Source organism: Enterococcus sp. (genome assembly GCF_032555305.1).
GTDB lineage: Bacteria > Bacillota > Bacilli > Lactobacillales > Enterococcaceae > Enterococcus_A.
In genome coordinates, this window is record NZ_JAWGOQ010000004.1 from 197673 (window position 1) to 216532 (window position 18860).

16 protein-coding genes and 1 riboswitch are annotated in these 18860 nt (G+C 40.2%); of the genes, 4 read left to right on the top strand and 12 right to left on the bottom strand.

Features of this window, described 5'->3' with window-relative positions; genetic code table 11:
- Positions 1-177: 177 nt before the first annotated feature.
- Complete coding sequence (rpsO, locus tag E6139_RS05260) at positions 178-447, bottom strand: 30S ribosomal protein S15 (protein WP_088934178.1); 270 nt, start codon at positions 445-447, stop codon at positions 178-180.
- A gap of 266 nt (positions 448-713) precedes the next feature.
- On the opposite strand from rpsO, the gene def reads away from it, so the two are divergent.
- Positions 714-1277, top strand: a complete 564-nt coding sequence (gene def, locus E6139_RS05265) for a peptide deformylase (protein ID WP_316401991.1) — start codon at positions 714-716, stop codon at positions 1275-1277.
- A gap of 35 nt (positions 1278-1312) precedes the next feature.
- Here def and E6139_RS05270 read toward each other — a convergent pair whose 3' ends face one another.
- From E6139_RS05270 to E6139_RS05305, 8 genes are all read right to left on the bottom strand, one after another.
- Positions 1313-1840, bottom strand: a complete 528-nt coding sequence (locus tag E6139_RS05270; protein ID WP_316401992.1) for a transcription repressor NadR — start codon at positions 1838-1840, stop codon at positions 1313-1315.
- Position 1841: 1 nt separating this feature from the next.
- Positions 1842-2675 carry a chorismate mutase gene (locus E6139_RS05275; protein WP_316401993.1) on the bottom strand — a complete coding sequence of 278 codons (834 nt, stop codon included), beginning with the start codon at positions 2673-2675 and terminating at the stop codon, positions 1842-1844.
- Positions 2676-2686: 11 nt separating this feature from the next.
- On the bottom strand, positions 2687-3385 hold the full coding sequence (locus E6139_RS05280; protein WP_316401994.1) for an NAD-dependent protein deacylase: 699 nt from the start codon (positions 3383-3385) through the stop codon (positions 2687-2689).
- Positions 3386-3471: 86 nt separating this feature from the next.
- Positions 3472-4422: a transketolase family protein gene (locus tag E6139_RS05285; protein ID WP_316401995.1), complete on the bottom strand. Its 951-nt coding sequence runs from the start codon at positions 4420-4422 to the stop codon at positions 3472-3474.
- Position 4423: 1 nt separating this feature from the next.
- Complete coding sequence (locus E6139_RS05290) at positions 4424-5266, bottom strand: transketolase (protein ID WP_316401996.1); 843 nt, start codon at positions 5264-5266, stop codon at positions 4424-4426.
- Positions 5267-5279: 13 nt separating this feature from the next.
- Positions 5280-6644: a PTS ascorbate transporter subunit IIC gene (locus E6139_RS05295; RefSeq protein ID WP_316401997.1), complete on the bottom strand. Its 1365-nt coding sequence runs from the start codon at positions 6642-6644 to the stop codon at positions 5280-5282.
- Between the two features lie 22 nt (positions 6645-6666).
- Positions 6667-6948 (bottom strand): PTS sugar transporter subunit IIB, encoded by a 282-nt coding sequence (locus E6139_RS05300; protein ID WP_316401998.1) that lies wholly within the window; start codon positions 6946-6948, stop codon positions 6667-6669.
- Positions 6948-8978: a BglG family transcription antiterminator gene (locus E6139_RS05305; RefSeq protein WP_316401999.1), complete on the bottom strand. Its 2031-nt coding sequence runs from the start codon at positions 8976-8978 to the stop codon at positions 6948-6950. Before E6139_RS05305 ends, E6139_RS05300 begins: the two co-directional genes overlap by 1 nt.
- A gap of 371 nt (positions 8979-9349) precedes the next feature.
- A riboswitch (Lysine riboswitch) is annotated at positions 9350-9523 on the top strand.
- Positions 9524-9647: 124 nt separating this feature from the next.
- On the opposite strand from E6139_RS05305, the gene E6139_RS05310 reads away from it, so the two are divergent.
- Both E6139_RS05310 and E6139_RS05315 read left to right on the top strand, forming a co-directional pair.
- Entirely contained in the window at positions 9648-11246 is a 1599-nt protein-coding gene (locus E6139_RS05310) for an ABC transporter permease subunit (protein ID WP_316402000.1), read from the top strand.
- Positions 11247-11263: 17 nt separating this feature from the next.
- Entirely contained in the window at positions 11264-12007 is a 744-nt protein-coding gene (locus tag E6139_RS05315; protein ID WP_316402001.1) for an amino acid ABC transporter ATP-binding protein, read from the top strand.
- Positions 12008-12026: 19 nt separating this feature from the next.
- Here the strand turns inward: E6139_RS05315 and E6139_RS05320 are convergent, their stop codons facing one another.
- Entirely contained in the window at positions 12027-12632 is a 606-nt protein-coding gene (locus tag E6139_RS05320; RefSeq protein ID WP_316402002.1) for a TMEM175 family protein, read from the bottom strand.
- A 171-nt stretch (positions 12633-12803) separates the two neighbouring features.
- Here E6139_RS05320 and E6139_RS05325 point away from each other — a divergent pair, with 171 nt between their 5' ends.
- A complete protein-coding gene (locus E6139_RS05325) occupies positions 12804-14306 on the top strand; it encodes a helix-turn-helix domain-containing protein (protein ID WP_316402003.1) in 1503 nt (500 codons plus the stop codon).
- Between the two features lie 1196 nt (positions 14307-15502).
- Here the strand turns inward: E6139_RS05325 and E6139_RS05330 are convergent.
- Positions 15503-16222: an ABC transporter ATP-binding protein gene (locus E6139_RS05330; RefSeq protein ID WP_316402004.1), complete on the bottom strand. Its 720-nt coding sequence runs from the start codon at positions 16220-16222 to the stop codon at positions 15503-15505.
- A 4-nt stretch (positions 16223-16226) separates the two neighbouring features.
- Positions 16227-18653, bottom strand: a complete 2427-nt coding sequence (locus tag E6139_RS05335; protein ID WP_316402005.1) for a hypothetical protein — start codon at positions 18651-18653, stop codon at positions 16227-16229.
- Positions 18654-18860 lie beyond the last annotated feature (207 nt).

Sequence of the window (18860 nt, forward strand, 5' to 3'; positions counted from 1 at the left end):
AAACTATGCAAATTCACTAGTTAAAAAGCTAACCCTTTTTTAGATTTATACTACAATGCAGTAGCTAGCTCATTTTTAGTGAAATCATTTTTCTAATTACGCTAAAGCGTAAAGAAAAACTGGCAACTAGCAAAAAAGTGAGATTCCTAGGAACCTCACTTTCAATAGTAGTACGAATTAACGACGTAGTCCTAGACGTTGGATTAATTCACGGTAACGTTGTACTTCGTTCTTACGTAGGTAAGCTAACAAGTTACGACGATGACCAACTTTTTTCATTAGACCGCGGTATGAATGGTGGTCTTTTTTGTGGACACGTGCATGCTCATTTAGTTGATTGATTTCTTCCGTCAATACAGCGATTTGTACTTCTGGAGAACCAGTATCTCCTTCATGGCGAGCAAATTCATTGATGATTTCGTTCTTACGTTCTTTTGATAATGCCATGGTTTTCACCTCTTCCTTTTTTCTTCCTATGACTGAGTAAAGCGTTGGTGAATCGCCCAACCAAGTGATAGGTGGTGCGCTCTGCACACTCTAACACTTTACTCGATTTATACTAAAAAATCAAGCTGTACAGCAATTTAAAGCTGACTTTTAGAATCATTACAATTTTTTTAAAGAACAGAATGAATGAAAACAGTTTTTTTACCTTACTTACTTTTTGTGTTAAACTAACGTGATGAAATCATGTCTTGAGAGGAGATTTTTTAATGATCACAATGGATGATATTATTCGGGAAGGTCATCCCACTCTACGGGAAGTTGCCAAAGAAGTCCCGATCCCTCCAACTGCTGAAGATGTGGAGCTTGGAAAAGAGATGCTGCAATTTCTTAAAAACAGCCAAGATCCCGTAAAAGCAGAAGAATTAAACCTACGTGGCGGTGTCGGTTTAGCCGCGCCCCAATTAGATATTTCCAAACGGATCATCGCCGTTCATGTTCCAAGTGTTGATCCAGAAAAGCCAGAGAACGGTATCAGTACGGTGATGTACAATCCCAAAATTTTGAGCCACTCTGTTCAAGAAGCCTGCTTAGGCGAGGGTGAAGGCTGTCTATCTGTTGACCGCGAAGTCCCTGGTTATGTTGTTCGTGCCGCACGCATTACTGTTTCTTATTTTGACGCAGAAGGCGAAAAACACAAGATTCGCTTGAAAAACTATAATGCGATCGTCGTCCAGCATGAGATTGATCATATCAACGGCATCATGTTCTACGACCACATCGATGAAAAAAATCCACTACACTTGAAAGATGGCGTTTTAGTTATCGAGTAGCGGCTAGTTCGTTTTTCAGACAAAAACCGTCACGTTTAAGCGTGACGGTTTTCTTCATATAATATGCCTTTTTCCGAAAGTGCTTGTTTGATCTCCGTTAAATCCTCCAGTGTTTCATACGCAATCGTATGTAAATGAATACCCGCAGTCAGTTCAGACAAAAGTGTGACTTTTAAACTTCCAGCCTTTTCTAAGAAAGCATCAACATCTTGCTGTGTTGATAAGTGCAATCCGCCGACTAACTCCCCATATAAAGGATGCTCTACCACGACATCAATTACTTCACCGCCGTGTTCAATAATCGTACGCAGCTCTTTTTCAGTCTCCTCAGGGGCATGCTGTACTGCAATCTTACTGATCATTTTTTCTGACTCACGATCCAATAAGTATCCTCGAGCAGTTGCGATAATGTTCTCACCTGCTGCCCGTAATAAAGCCACATCACCTACTACAATTTGACGACTCACTCCGAATTCTTTTGCAAAGCTAGTCGCACTAATCGGTTTTTCTGCTTGCTGCAGCGCTGCTAAAATCTCAGCTTTACGTTTATCGCCATCAATCATACTATTTCAACCGCCTTTCTTGATAGTTCCGCGATTGTTTCATAATATCCTTAAACGTCTCAACGATCGTCTCGCGATAATTTTCATCCTTCACTAAATCTGCAATCTTTTCCAACACTGCTTCTTCTCGATTAGTGTCTAGAATAGCTTTCTTCGTTTGCGCTTTATAAGCAGTAACTTCGCTAACAGCTGACATTCTTTTTTCTAGCAAACCTACGATTTCTTGATCGATCTGATCGATTTTTTTCCGTGCCTGTGTCAGCGCGTCCTCGTTGTTTTCTTCTTCGATCGTCTTAATGATCCGAGCTGGATTTCCGCCAACAACAACATTGTCTGGAAATGATTTTGTCACAACCGCTCCGGCGGCTACCACGACGTTATCACCTAGAGTTACTCCAGGAACCACTACGGCTGACCCGCCAATCCAGACATTGTCTCCGATCGTGATTGGTTTTCCCAGCTCTTGTCCGCTATTACGTTTTTTTGGCTCCAACGGATGACTCGCTGTATATAATTGAACATTTGGGCCAAACAAACAATTGTCTCCGATGGTAATTGGACAAATATCTAAGAAGACATTATGGAAATTACAGTAGAAATTCTCTCCGACAAAAATGTTATACCCATAATCAAAGGAAATAGTTGGTTCCACATAGACGTGATTCTTAGTTCCACCAAAAGCTTCTTTTACAAACTCTTCCCGTTTTTCTTTATCTGTTTCCTGATTGATCGCACGTAACTTTTCTCGAGCATCTTTTCGATCTGCCACTAATTCGGCATCACCTGCAAAATATAGTTTTCCGGCGATCATTTTTTCCTTTTCAGTTAACTCCACGCATTTCCCTCCTACAACTTTTCAAATACTTCGACCCCGTTCGCTTGAACAAAACTATAGATCCCAGCTATGTGGATCGGTGTCTGATTGACTACCAGCACTTTCGCGTCCGTGCTTTTTTCATAAATTAAATCACAAAATGGATGAACTTGGAAGCTCGTTCCAACGATCACTATAAGATCAGCATTTCTAACAGCCGCGATGGCTTGCTGAATCACTGTTTCTTCAAACCCTTCCCCGTACAAAATAATGTTGGGGCGAATTTGACCACCGCAATCTTCATGACGGTCATTTTGCAAATAATCGGACCACTCCACCGATTGATGACATTTGCGACAGTAACAATCATAAAGGGAGCCGTGAAAATTTACTAGATGCTGGCTTCCTGCTGATGCATGCAAACCGTCAATATTTTGTGAGACAACCCACGTATCTTTCGTTTTTTCCAACTGCGCCATCACCTGATGAATCACATTGGGTTTCGCTTCCTCATGGTATAAATGTTTGACAAACTTGTAAAATTTCTCGGGTTCACGATTTAGACAGTCGCTGCTCAACAAATATTCCGGGGCTTCAAGTCCATGATACACCCCCTGCAACGAACGATAATCTGGTACCCCAGAAGGAGTAGACACTCCAGCACCTGTCAAAAACGTAATTTTTTTGCTTTGGTTAATCATATTTACCGCTTGATCGATCGTGATTTCCATCTCTGTCACCTCATAAATCAGTATAGTATAAATCCACGGTAAAATAAAAAGAGTTCCTCCAACTAAATAGCCGAAGGAATTCTTTTTTATAAACTTTTTAATTGTGCCAGAATCTTCTCAGTCGTCAAACCAAACTCTTCCTGTAAGAAGCTTGGCGTTCCAACTTGACCGAAGCGCTCATCCACACCGATTCGTGTTAATGGAACTGCCAGTCCTTTGTCTGCTAAAACTTCAGCAACAGCACTGCCTAATCCACCTGTGATCGAGTGATTTTCGATTGTCACTACAGCTTTTTTCCCAACTATTCGTTCCACTAATAATGCTTTGTCCAATGGTTTGATGGTGAACATATCAATCACATCGACTGACATGTCTTCCTCTTCTAATGACGCCGCCACTTCTAATGCCTCTGAAACAAGCTGTCCGGCAGCAACGATTAAATAATCTTGACCTTCGCGCAATAAATTACCTTTACCGATTTCAAAGGTTGACTCAGGTGCATAAATATTTTTTACACCTTTACGATTGCCACGAACGTAATGAACCCCGTTTAATTGTGCAAATGTTTTGATAATCCAATCCATCTGGACCTCATCTGCTGCATCACAGATCACGACCTCTGGGATCGAACGTAATAATGCGATATCTTCCCAAGTAGTGTGCGTTCCACCGTTATGTCCCGCAGTGAATCCTGGATCAGAATCATAAATATTGAGTGTGTTTCCGCCATAAGCCCCGGAAAGATAGATTTGATCCAGTACCCGTCGTGTCGCAAATGGGCCAAAAGTATGAATGAATGGGGTATAGCCAGTTAAACTCAGACCGGCGGCTACACCCACCATATTCGCCTCCGCGATCCCTACGTTAATGAAGCGCTCCGGAAAACTTTCCGCGATATCTGTCCATTTGCTAGCGCCGCCTAGGTCAGCATCTAAAGCAACGATTGTTTCATCATTTGTCATTGTTTCTTTTAATGCGTCAACGACTGTCCCTCGTAATTCTTTTCCAACTTCATGATTATCTGCCAAGGTAAACATCTTAGGCACGCCCCTTTCTTAATTCTGCTAGGGCTTCATCTGTTGCTTCTTGGACTGCTTCGTTAGCAAATTTCACTGAATGATTGGCATCCATTTCTTCAAAGAATTTCACACCTTGACCTTTGATAGTGTCTAAGACAATACAAACCGCTTGATCTGTCACTTTCTTACAATTTTCAATCGCTTGATCGATTGCTACTAGGTCATTGCCTTTGACTTTCTGTGTCGAAAATCCAAAGGCCCGCATTTTTTCTGCGATATCAAATGGATTCAAGATATCTTGTGTTAATCCATCTAATTGTTTCTTATTTTCATCAATGAACACGATACAGCGATTTAATTTGTTATGAGCAAGGTATTGAAATGCTTCCCAACACTGCCCTTCATTTAATTCGCCATCGCCGACAATCAGGTATACATAGCTCTTACTGCCTTGCATCCGCAAACCTGTCGCGATCCCAGCTGCTAGTGAGGTTCCCTGCCCTAAGGAACCCGTCGTTGCATCTACTCCCGGAGTTTTTATGCGATCTGGATGTGACGGTAACTTTGTGCCGCCGTCATTCAGCGTCCACAGCCACTCTTCAGGGAAAAATCCCACTGCTGATAGCGCACTGTACCAAGCTGGGCCTGCGTGTCCTTTCGATAATACTAAACGATCACGTTTTTCCCATTGTGGATTTTTTGGATCGTAAACCATTTGTTTACCATATAAAACCGCAAGCAAATCGGCGATAGAAAGTGAACCACCAATATGTCCAGCTCCGACTTTACGGATCGCTTCGATACTATTGATACGAATTTTTGTTGCAAGAGCTTCTAACTCTGTTACTAACTCTTTCTCCATTCACTGCCTCCTCTTATTCTGAAACGGCGCTAGCTTTTTTATTTTTGAAAAAGACTGTTAGTCCGATTAATACTGCTAACACAGCGACAATCCCTGAGATTACCGCTATCTGTCCACCAGCATTGGCTAGGTTACCTAAGAAGATTCCTACGACCCCATAATCAGTGTCAGAGAATGTTGAGCCTTGGAAGCCTAGATCACCCATAACAGGCATCAAAAGAATCGGCATAAAGCTGATGATGACTCCATGAACGAAAGATCCGATAACTGCACCACGCAAACCGCCTGTGGCATTCCCATATACACCAGCCGTTGCGCCGCAGAAAAAGTGAGGAACCACACCTGGAATAATAACTGTCGTTCCAGTAAGTACCATGATTACCAGACTAACAATTCCCCCTACAAAACTTGTCAAGAAACCAATCAATACCGCATTTGGAGCATAAGGAAAAACAATCGGACAATCCAATGCTGGAACTGAGTTTGGAACTAATTTTTCTGATATCCCTTTAAACGCTGGTACAATTTCCGCTAAAATCAAACGCACCCCAGCTAGGATGACAAATACTCCAGCAGCAAATGAACCTGCTTGTTGCAAGGAATAAATAATGTAATTTGTGCCGCCACTTAGATTTTCTGTAATAAAATCATTGCCTGCAAACAAGGCCACAATCACATAAACAACTGCCATGGTGATTGTGATACTGACCGTTGAATCACGTAGGAAAGAAAGTCCCTTTGGAAAGTTGATATCTTCTGTTGATTTTTCTTTATTGCCGACATATTTACCAATCAAGCCACTCAAGGCATAGCCAAAATTCCCCGTATGTCCTAACGCAACTGTATTATTTTTAGTGATTTGCTTCGTAAATGGCTGCGCAATCGCCGGAAAAATCGTATTGGCAATCCCTAATGCTAATCCTCCGAATAATACTAACGGCACTGTTCCCATCTTCGTTACGCTCAAGATTACACCGATCATACACGACATATACAAGGTCGCATGACCTGTTAAATAAATGTATTTAAACCGAGTAAAACGAGCGATCAAAATATTAAAGGCCATTCCAACTAACATAATAAGTGCTGTATACGTTCCATATTTTGTTAAGGCTAAGGCAACAATCGCTTCATTATTAGGCACGACACCTTGCATATTAAAGGCAGCTTGGAACATTTCACCAAATGGTGCTAATGAGCCTTCAACGACACCAGCTCCTGCTGTTACTACTAGGAAGCCAACAAATGTCTTGATCCCCCCTTTTACAATCGCAGCAGTATCTTTCTTCTGAAGAACATTCCCTAAAATCGCAATCAACGCAACTAATAGTGCCGGTGTACTGGCGATATCGATTAATATATCTAAAATCCCGTTCATTTGTATTCCCCCGTTTAGTTAATTATAGTAAGTTTTTTTCTTCGCAAATTGCCTGAACCTTTGTTTTAAGTTCATCCATATCAATAATACTGTCTAAGACGACAACCTCTCCAAGGTGTTGAGCACTATCTGCTAAGTCGGTTCCAACAAAGAAGACATCCGCCAAATCTGGTGTCGCACTTCCCATATCGTAATGAGCCACTTCTACATCACTTACGCCTAATTCTTGTAAAACACTATTGATATTCATTTCCACCATAAAGCTTGATCCCAAGCCTGATCCACATACTGCTGCAAATTTCATTAGTTATTCTCTCCTCTAGCTAAAATAGTTGTGATTTCTTCTTTAGTTGTTGCCGCTAATAAATCGTCCAAGTTTTTCCGATTGGATAATAGTTTTGTTAGGCTGGACAGCGCACGTAAATGGGCTTCATTGTCGACTGCCGCTAGACAGACAAATAGTTGAATATCGTGCTTTTCATCATCCAGTAATAATACCGGTTTTTCTATCTTTAATAACGACATGCCTAACGCCTTTACACCATCTTCTGGCCGGGCATGCGGCAGAGCGATTCCTTTACCGATATGGATAAAGGGGCCATATTGTTTTACTTTATCGATCATTGCTTCCGAATAACGGTTCTCAATTTTTTGGCTATCTACCAAAGGCTGTGCCGCTAAACGAATGGCAGTTTCCCAATCAGCCACTTGTTCACTGATTTGGATCATTTCTGGAGTAATAAGTTCTGTTAGCATTGGACGATTGTCCTCCTTTTGCTCAATTAAACGGTTCATTTTTTTATTTAATACTTTGTACAATTTTTCATCCGTTACACCTTTTTTCAATTCGATATAAGGGGATAAAGCCTTAATAATCTCTTCGGCGCTCGGCATTGAAAAACCGGGAACGAGCAGCTCTTCCTGAACCTGATTGATTAATTGATTTTTTTCTAGTTGCGACATTAGTGGTTTAACGAGATAAACACGTTTCTTACTATCCAAGGGTATCGTTGAGAAAACCACATCATAGTTTTCTTCCGAGACACTTTGCAATTGATCTACCGAACTGGCTTCTTGAAAATGGATCGTCGAGAACATTTTTTTCAACTCAGTCTGTAAGATCAACGAAGAACTGATTCCACTTGGACAAACGATCATCGCTCGTACTTCCTTTTCTACCGCTTCAGCTTTTTGATTTGTGATAGCGCCACCAAATAAAATTGAAAAGAACCCGACTTCTTCAATGGGAATTTTCTGTTCCACAACTTTCTCTAGCGGATCCAAAGCCTTTTTCGTAAATTCAAAAATTTCTGGATAGTCCATTTGGATATTTTCAATCAAGACATTTGGCAGGTAAAACCTAAAACGAATACGAAAATAGGCGGGAACAAGGTGATAGAATACATTCATCAATAATTCGCGGAAACTTGAAAATTGGATCGCCGAATAATTCTCCATTTGATGGATAATCTCGGCTGAACAACTCAATAAAAAATCCAATTGCAGATCACGAATCTCCCCTTGTACAATCGTCATCAACACGATTGTCATATAGCCTATTTCATGTGAACTGCTTCCATTAAAAAAGATTTGAAAGAATTTTTCGCTCGCTTGATAGACCGTCAATGATTGTAAAATATTCAGATCGGTTAATTTTGTTAATCGTTCTTCGTGAATTCGTTTGTAAGATAGTCCAATCAGTAAACTGACTTCATCGATCCTGCTGGGGACAATCGTCAGTCCCAACGCATTTGTCTGCTCTTGAATAACATCCCTGATCTGCGCATATAACGTCAGATCATATTGATTTAACCAATAGAACAAACCAAACTTGCCAATAGAATCTTGCACTAAGAGCGCGACAAAATTCTGTGCGACTCGCCGAATTTCCAGCTCATCACCAGAAAGATAAAAACCATCCTTTCTGGAGTAGACCAATTCGACTTTTTGTGAGCTTAAATAGGTGCGCAGTTTTTTTACATCGGCGATCGCCGTTCCTTTTGAGATTTCCAAAAAATCTTGGAAATGAAAGAGTGACAATTCTTCAAAAGCAGAATAACTGAGTAAATAAATCAATGCCTGTCGTTGCTCTTCAGAGTAAATAAAATAGTCTTTTGTTTCATTCACAAGTTTTCGCGTCCACAGCTCAATCGATATCGGAGCAATGAACACCCGTTGTTCTTCAGTGTCAACAGTTGTCTCTACAATCAAGTCCAATTCTGCTAATTGAGTCGCGAGCTCTTTCGCAGATAACCCAGTTTGTTGTGTCGCTTCTTTTAATGTTACGTAACAATTATGATTGTTGGATAGGAGATAGCTCATCTTGTAATTCACTTTCTCCTCACCTCCTGACTAAAGTATAGGATGTAACCGATTTATTTTCGATCATTCTTCAGTACAATTTACGTTGTAAAAATGCAAACGATTGTACCGAAGTCATTTTTTTGTTGTATTCGTGGTAATACTTTATCGTATCATTTCTATTTCATTATTTCAGTTGAATTCTGTTTGTCGGTATGAAAAAAAGCTGCTGTTTTATTGAATAACGAACGAATTTATGCTTTTTTTGTCTTTTTGACAAATCATTCCCTATATTTTAATAAGTTCAAACATTTTTTTGTTCGTTCCAAATGATTTCCATTGACTTTTTCATTTCTAGCCTTTAGACTGTGAAACATAATAACTGAATACGAGATGCCTCAGAACAATGAGGTAGAGGTCGCGAACCTTATTAACCCTATGGAGTGTAGAGACACGTTGAAATAGGTCTAGGAAGTTTCGCCGAAATGTACAAAATTCTCTTTATTTTGTATGTTGGGACGCAAGCGAATAACTTGCGGACTGTCTTAGCAGTGATGCTAAGTTGCGCTATGTTTTTGTGAGAGGGAACATCATCTTCTTATTATCTGCAAGCGGCCTTATCGACAAATCGGCGGCTTTTTTTGTTGCAGATTTTCAAAGACAGCCCTACCCAATCTCGTGATTTCAAGAAAGGGAGAAATTATGAATAGAAGAAAATTTTCAGTTATCGCACTTATTGCATTGTTCATTTCATTTTTAGGAGCGCCGTTACTTACACATGCAGATAGCAAAACACCTGAAGGAGAGTTACGCGTCGGCATGGAAGCCGGCTATGCGCCTTTCAACTGGACACAAAAGGATGATCGGAATGGCGCCGTACAGATTCAAGGCGACCAAGCCTACGCTGGCGGCTATGACGTACAAATGGCAAAAAAAATCGCAGATAAAATGAATCGTAAATTAGTTATTGTCAAAACTGAATGGGATGGTCTCTTGCCCGCCCTTCAATCAGGGAAAATCGACGCAATCATCGCCGGCATGTCGCCAACGGCTGAGCGCCGTAAAGAAGTCGACTTTTCAGATCCTTATTACGAATCCCAGTTAGTTATCGTCACACGCAAAGACACAAAATATGCTAAAGCCACGTCAATTAAAGATTTTGCTGGTGCGAAAATCACTGCCCAGCTAAGCACATTCCATTATGATGTCATTCCTCAGATTCCTGACGTGAATAAACAGGAAGCCATGGATAATTTCCCCGCTATGCGTGTCGCGTTGGAATCAGGAACAATCGATGGGTATGTCAGTGAACGCCCTGAAGGTGTCACTGCTGAAAGTGTCAACCCAGATCTAAAAATGGTGGAATTTGACAAAGCAAGTGGATTCCAAACAAATCCTGAAGATGTTCAAGTATCAGTGGGTATGCGCAAAGGTGACTCCGATATGACTCAGGTCAATCAGATTCTATCAAGCATTTCGCAGGATGAACGAGTACAAATTATGGATCAGGCTATCAAAGATCAACCTGCTACCGATGAAACACAAAGCGACTCAGGGAAAAAAGAAAATGTATTTGTTCGTATCTTAAAGCAAAACGGATCGATGTTTTTACGTGGAACAGGAATGACCTTGCTACTTGCGATTGTGGGTACAACCGTCGGTACTTTGATTGGTTTGCTAATCGGAGTCTTCCGGACAATTCCTGAATCAGACAACTCCGCAAAGCGCGGATTGCAGAAAGTTTTCGGCTGGCTACTAAACGCCTATATCGAAATTTTCCGTGGCACACCAATGATCGTTCAATCGGCCGTAATCTACTACGGAATCGCCATGGCCTTCGGAATTGACTTAAATCGGACCGCGGCAGCTTTATTCATTGTTTCGATTAACACCGGTGCTTACATGTCAGAAATCGTTCGTGGCGGAATCTATGCTGTTGATCAAGGACAGTTTGAAGCGGCACATGCTATCGGGATGACTCATGGACAAACGATGCGCAAAGTAGTCTTACCTCAGGTACTACGAAATATTTTGCCAGCGACAGGGAATGAGTTGGTTATCAACATCAAAGATACCTCTGTTTTAAGTATTATTTCTGTTTCCGAATTGTTCTTCCAAGGGAAATCAGCTGCTGGAACGAACTACATGTTCTTCCAGACCTACTTCATCATTTGTGTGATTTACTTCGTATTGACCTTTACAGCGACTCGAATTTTACGAGTAGTTGAGAAGAAAATGGACGGCCCTTCTGCTTATGTCCGTTTAGATGATGTTGATGTAGCCGTTGGCGAAGATAAATAGTTTAAAGGAGGATCATTATGAGTAGTATCATTGAAATCGAACATTTGAAAAAAAGCTTCGGCGATAATCTCGTCTTAAAAGATATCAGTATGAATGTCAACAAAGGAGAAGTCGTAACAATTATCGGCGCATCTGGTTCAGGGAAATCGACCTTCCTGCGCTGCATTAATTTATTAGAAACACCTACAGATGGAAAAATTGTCTACCAAGGAGAGAATGTCTTAGCTCCTGGTTACAACCTTCCAAAATACCGAACGCATCTAGGGATGGTTTTCCAATCCTTTAATCTTTTTAATAATATGAACGTGTTGCAAAATTGTATGAGCGGTCAAGTGACTGTTCTAGGCCGTAAAGAAGAGGAAGCCAAAAAAATTGCCCTGGAAAACTTAGAAAAAGTGGGTATGGATCGGTTTATCGATGCAAAACCTGCGCAATTATCCGGCGGACAAAAACAACGGGTGGCGATTGCTCGCGCCTTGTCAATGAATCCCGAGGTAATGTTGTTCGACGAGCCAACCTCGGCTCTTGATCCAGAAATGGTCGGTGACGTTTTACAGATCATGAAAAAATTAGCAGAGAGTGGTTTGACGATGGTTATCGTTACCCATGAGATGGCCTTTGCCAAAGAAGTTTCTGATCGAGTCATCTTTATGGATCAGGGAGTGATCGCTGAACAAGGAGCTCCCGAAGACATTTTCGGCAATCCGAAAGAAGCGCGTACCAAAGAATTCTTGCATCGCGTCTTACATCCACAAGTATAAAAAATCGCGACAGAAGGTTTCAGCTTCTGTCGCGATTTCTTTGTCTAAACAACTTCTGATAGTATTCATCTGCCTTGCGATAGGAAACAATCCAAATTCCAGAAACTAGAAAACGGCCAAAGATCCCAATTGGCGGAAAAATAAAAACACCTGCTAAAACAGCCAAATTGATCACCATTGATAATTTGCTCCGCTGATCCCGCTTTAAAACGATCGCCACATGACTGTTAGGATCATTCGCTTGAATCAATTGCCTCGAAAGAACGCCATAGGAAAAGCTCCACATCGTGAAGACCGCAACATATGAAAACTCCGGCCAAAAATGGTCAGGATTGCGCCCCACCCAGCTCGTGACGGCCGGGCATAAAGTTAGCCAAAATAACCAAAAAATATTTGCCCAAATCACCCGATAATTAATTTTTTCAGCCATCTGCATCATACGATGATGATTCACCCAAATCACTGCAACAAAAATAAAGCTAACAATATAAGCAAATAATATATTCGTAATACTTAGTAATGAGGTCAGTGATGGCGCGTCAGGTATTTGAATATTTAATACAAGAACCGTCAGAACAATCGCGACTACCCCATCAGTAAATGCTTCTAAACGTGATTTAGTCATTTTTTTCACCTTCTTTCTTAGAATAGCATGATAATTGTTTTTCCCTATATAATTTTACTCACTTTTTACTGGTTAATAACTGACAGGTTTATGTAAATAAAGTACAATATAGTAGAAATATGCTTAAAAAAATTCAGATTAATGGCCTAATTTAATGAAGGAGGAAAACAGATGTTATACGAGGAACTTATGTTTGATGCGTCGCTCCTCTTACGTTTTAATATCTTTAAATACTTAAACCAATCTACCAAAAAAGTTCTAGCAATCAGTCAATTGTCAGAAGATTTAGATTTAAACTACCAACAAAGTGTCATTGAGTTAAATGAAATAGACCAAGAATTGGCAGAAATTCGTCCGAACCATGAAACCATCATGATGCGTGCGGGTAAGGTTAACTTAGAAAATCTCAACGCGACCGTTGATGAATATCGTTACCACCTATTGCAGCAGGCTGTACCGTTCCAGTTCATGCTATACTTTTTAAATGAAGAAAAACCAACAATTGAACAATTTTGTGAAAAATATTTTGTGAGTCGTTCCACAGTTTCCCGTAAGATTGATCGGCTTAAAAAGCATTTGAAACGCTTCAATATTCGCTTTACATATACAGAAGCCGGTATGTCCGGCGACGAACGTTTAATCCGTTTGGCTCTATTTGATTTGTTATGGCTGGGAACCCGCGGAATCGAATGTCCACTTAATGTCGACCAGCATCAGTTGAATCAAATCGTCGACACGTACAAAGATTATTTCCCGTTATCACGAACATACTTTGGGACCCAAGAGATCAAGTTGTTCACCAGTATTAACATGATCCGCGTCAATAATAAAAAATTCGTTAAATACGATCCACGTTACAATTTCCTAATGAAGGACAATCCTTATTACGATTTTACTTCATTACGTGACTTAGTGGATGTTCCGATGACTACTCGTCAATTGAAGGGTGAATCTAGTTTTATTTATTTCTTAGCTCACTATTCACCATTCTACACGATCCGTGATGATCAAAGCATGAAGCAAACAATCCATGATTTTGATGCGCGACCAAATCCAGTCAATGATTTTGTTACAGAGTTCCGCAACTTTTCTAAAAAGGCGTTATTTCCTGATCGTCCGGAGATAATGGATGATCCTTTAGTCGTTGCAAATATGCTGAACATTACCTTTGGCTACTTCATTTTCCGTCAACCCTTCCCAAGCATGATTGAATTGGTGATGGATCCAAATGAAAAACAAACACGAGGCGAATATATTTTATTCCAAAACATCCAAAACTTTATGCAAATGGCAAAAGACAATCCGTCATACGGCTTTATCAGCTCTGTTCATCCAATGATTACCCGAGCATTCAAGCGATTGTTACTACCATACTTTAATCAATTTCCATATGCCCATAACTTAAAGGTTGGAATTGCTTTAGAGCACAATGCCATCTTTGTTCGTGACTTGTATCGTTTCTTGGAAGATTTGCGTTTCATCGATGCAGAGCCATATGACGTATCCTTGAAGGACGATTATGATTTGATCATCAGCTCGTCTTCACTGCTGAAAAAAGAAAAACCAAATATCCAATTGTATCAATTGGACTTCCCATATACAAAGAACGAACTCGTTCCGCTATATTTGGAACTTCGTAATATTTACGATAAGAAAAATCGTGTGTATGAATAAAAAAATGACCGAAGCCTTTTGCTTCGGTCATTTTTTTATTCAAGGTGATGTTTTCAGCAATCAAAATCATGCAGTATTATTAAGTTATTAGGAATTTGTATTTAAACTATTTTGAATTGATTTATATAAAAGAACGGTCTTTTCCAAGAGAAAAGTAAATGTTTTTGTGTTTATAATTATCAATGAGCTTTATTTTTTATAAAATTAATGGTTTCGCTAGTCTTTCATCACAATTTTTTCATAACTCGTTGCTATTATATAAGCATACCAACAAACAACCCTAACACTTTTTCATTTTTTAACTCCTTTGCTCATCGGCCACCCACCGATGAGCTCCTTTTTTTGTCAAAGAGTAAGCCATATTTATTTGTCAAGTTATTTATGTTCCAGTTTCTTTATGGAATTTTTAATTTTCGAACAAGCATCGTTCACACTTTTTTCACAACTCCTTGCTATTATAAATGTATACCAACAAACAACCCTAACACTTTTTCATTTTTTAACTCCTTTGCTCATCGGCCACCCACCGGTGAGCTCCTTTTTTTGTAAGCTTTAAAATATTTATTTACAACTTAATAAATTAAATGATGTAGTAAAAATAGTAACAGCTCGCTAGCTTTTTTTAATGTTACGCCAAGCTTCGTTCACAAATAATTCACAACTCGTTGCTATTATATAAGCATACCAACAAACAACCCTAACACTTTTTCATTTTTTAACTCCTTTGCTCATCGGCCACCCACCGATGAGCTCTTTTTTTGTCAGCTCTATTACTTGTTTCAGCAGTTTAGGAGAATGATAGACCTGTCGAAGAAAGAATGCTTTTAGACTTTTCTTTTATCTAAATCCATCTAACTTCGTTTTGTAGCAAATCAGTAGAAGCTTGGAAATGAATTTATTAAGCAAACTATTTAATCGACTTTTTTTCGACCTACTTTTTTTACTTTTATGCCAAGCTTCATTCATAAATAATTCACAACTCGTTGCTATTATATAAGCATACCAACAAACAACCCTAACACTTTTTCATTTTTTAACTCCTTTTGCTCGTCGGCTACCCACCGATGAGCTCTTTTTTTGTGTTTTTGAAAAAATGAGTTCCGCTGTGCTAACTGTCACTGGGGTTTTCCACACATAATAGAATCAAACAAAAAAAGCGCCCGATTTTCGGTACGCTCCTTATTTTGGTATTCTCTTTAGACTTCCAGCATTTTTTCAGCGATCTTGGCCTCTGAGCCGACAATATTGATCAGGCGATCATAGATTTGTCCATCTTTCAAAAATATGACATCCTTCGCTGTTTGAGCAACCTTGCTATCATGAGTAATCATGACAATCGTGATCCCTAATTCTCGATTAATACGCTGAAAAATATTGATTACTTCTGCGCCAGCGTTGCTGTCTAAATTTCCTGTAGGCTCATCCGCTAAAATGATCTCCGGTTCATTCATCAGCGCTCGGCAAATCGCCGCTCGCTGCTTCTCCCCAACAGACAATTCATGCGGCAATTTATCCAATAAATGCTCAATTCGCAATACTTGGAAAAATTGCACCATCCGTTCCTCTGCTTCTGTCGTATCTTGTTTATCCAGAATTGCCGGCAATAGAATATTTTCCCGTACAGTAATACTCTCCATCAAGTTGAAATCTTGAAAGACAAAACCGATTTTCCGCCTGCGAATATCAGAGATCTCATCTGGAAAAAGTTCAGAAGTTAATCGTTCTTTAAAGAAAACATCTCCTTCAGTTGGCGGATGCATGAGGCCAAGAATTTTCAGCAGGGTCGTCTTTCCGCAACCTGAGCGACCCATAATACAAGTAAAATCGCCTGCTTCTATCTGTAAATCAATGCCCTTCAATACTTCCTGCTGCCCGTAATTTTTTGTAATGCTCGTGACTTTGATGATCGGCTCCATTTGCTTACCTCCACTTTTCAATTCTGCGATAGATCAAACTCGCGATGATTCCCCAAGCTGCTAAATAAATGCCATAATCGAATAAAAAGATACGGCTGAATTGCAGCCATTCTGGTATCGAAAAGAAACGCAGTGTCCCCATGATTCCGATAAAGCCAAGACTTAACAGCAAACCTGCAACTAAAGGCAAAGTGACAAAGAAGCCGGCTTGTCGTTTTAGCATACTGCGTTGTTCCTTTTCTCGCATCCCCAGCTGATCCAACAATCTTCTTCGTTCAATCAAACTGGTTTGTTCGCTTTCAAATTTTGCTACTAATATTCCTACACACATAAAGATACAGACAGCTAGGGTAAAGATCAGCAGCAGGACCTGTAGATAATTTTCAGTGACAACATTATTTTTACGCTGTTTCTTCTCATAAATAGGCTCAATCGTATCATCCCAACGCTTGTCATCCGCGTAGGTTTCTTTTAAGAAGCTTAAAGATCGCGCGGCTTTTTTTCCATCTTCAACCAAAAATAATTGATTAGGCTGATCTTTTTTCGCCAGGGTCGCAAATTCCTCATCCTCTAACACGAGAATATTTTCCTGCAGCCCTCGTTGAAACATTCCAGTCAAAATCAAACGTTCTTGACTCTTGATGTGACGCATCGGGAAAATTAAATCAACATTCGTCGTATTGTAGCTCTCTAAAGGAGTTCCGATCCGCAAGCGCGGCCGTACACTTTGGGGATCCCAATCAATCGGCTGTCCACGGATACTGATCGCCTGTTGATAAACCACGTGCCACTGTCCTTTTTTTAATTGCAGAGGCTGTTTATCCAGATTATTGGCTTGACGTAATTGTTGATACGTTGATTCAGAGATCCCGATATGCTGTCCCTGAATAAACATGATTGGGCGGACTGTGCCGTAGACTTCCCATTCTGGATCACCGTCCACGGAGGTTACCGGAAGGAACGGATATTTTTTCCAAGTCGCCTTCTCTTTGTCTAAAGTATGTTCAACTTGGCTAACTTCTGGCTGCTTGACTTTCACCACGACTTCATATGGAAACAGGTCACAGACTGCGGTTTGTTGAAAAGTGACCAAGCGTGGTAAAAAGATTCCTACCGCTAGTACCTGCAAAAATGTTGCTAGCATCAAGACATTGATGCTTTTATGGAAGCGATAGAATAGATCATTGCGAGATAAAAGCAGTTTAGGTTTCCCTTTTGCATACTTGACATAAAGACCGCCGACACCGCGGAATAGTCCCCACAAAGCAACGATGAATGCTCCGACCACTAATAAAGTCTCAGCTGATTTTCGACGATGGAACCACCAAAACATGATTGCTAACGCAAGCAAGCCAAGCAATAAAAACAACGTTGTCCAGCGCTGATTGGGACGATCCGGCTTGCCCTGCTCCCGCGGTCTAAATTGAATTAAACGCAATATTTTTTCTTGATGAAAAGCCATTGCCACAATTACTAGTCCCACGTAAAGCAATAATGCCCACCCAATATTAGTAAACTCTCTAGCGATCAGCAGACTTGCTACCCCACCAATTAGAATGCCTGCCAAAGCACAAAAGCTGAATTCCTCCAGCAGCATGATTAGAAACGTCCGTTTGCGAATTCCTAACTGGATGAACAGTTCCATGTGCTTCGCCTTAAAATCAATGTACAAACCATCCACAAATGTTAAAAACAGAAGCAGCAGCAGTAACAGCACACCGCCCGATTCGATAAATATCCGCAAGAGACCCGTCTTATCAAAAATAGAATTCTGGGTATGCGTCCCGCTAAATTCGCGATACGTAAACAGCAATACAGCTAATACAAAGAAAACCAATGCATTCGCAAAAATTAACAATAGATAATTTTTTTGATGATAGCGAAAATTTTTACGTATAACCTGATGAAACGCAGGTGGATATTTCCCCGGAAAAGCTAAACGTCGTTTGCGGTCTTCGTTATACGCTTTTTCAATTTTTTGCGACTCGGCATATTTTCGATCTCGTTCGATCTTGTCATCAAAATAGCGATTCAGAATAAATTCCAAACCTCCTATAATTAGAATCAGTCCTAACCAAATACTATTAGAGAAGAATTGGATAAACACGAAATAGAAAAAAGTCGTGAAATAGAGCCAGCTAATTTTTACGGATTCTAGAACTGGCATTTTCCGCTGGAGCGTCAGCAGTATAGCATCAGAAAGATAGAGCAAAACCAGCAGAATAAAAGGAGCGGCCCCTACCATAACCCCGATTCCTTCCGAAAATTCGCTTTGCCAAAAATGGAGAAAATTCCCGCTAAACAGACTGCGGAGCCAGACTTCAATCAAACTGAACCGCTGATTGATCCCAGCGATGATTCTAAAAAATAAAGCAATCAAAAAAATCCCATAGCCGGCAACCATGGAGATACGATTCATTCTTTTTTGCATGACGACCTCCTCTGAACGTTTCTTCTACCTATTATCATATCAGAAGGAGTATCTCTTGGAAGCGTTTGTTCAAATTTCTTTCAGAAATAAGAAAGGCTTCGCGAACTTGCTCAGCTTTTGAGCACCAAGTAGGTACTGTTCCACATCAGCTCCAAAGACCGATCGCTGTGTCTCACAGCAATAAGACCAAAATATTTCTAAATTGCC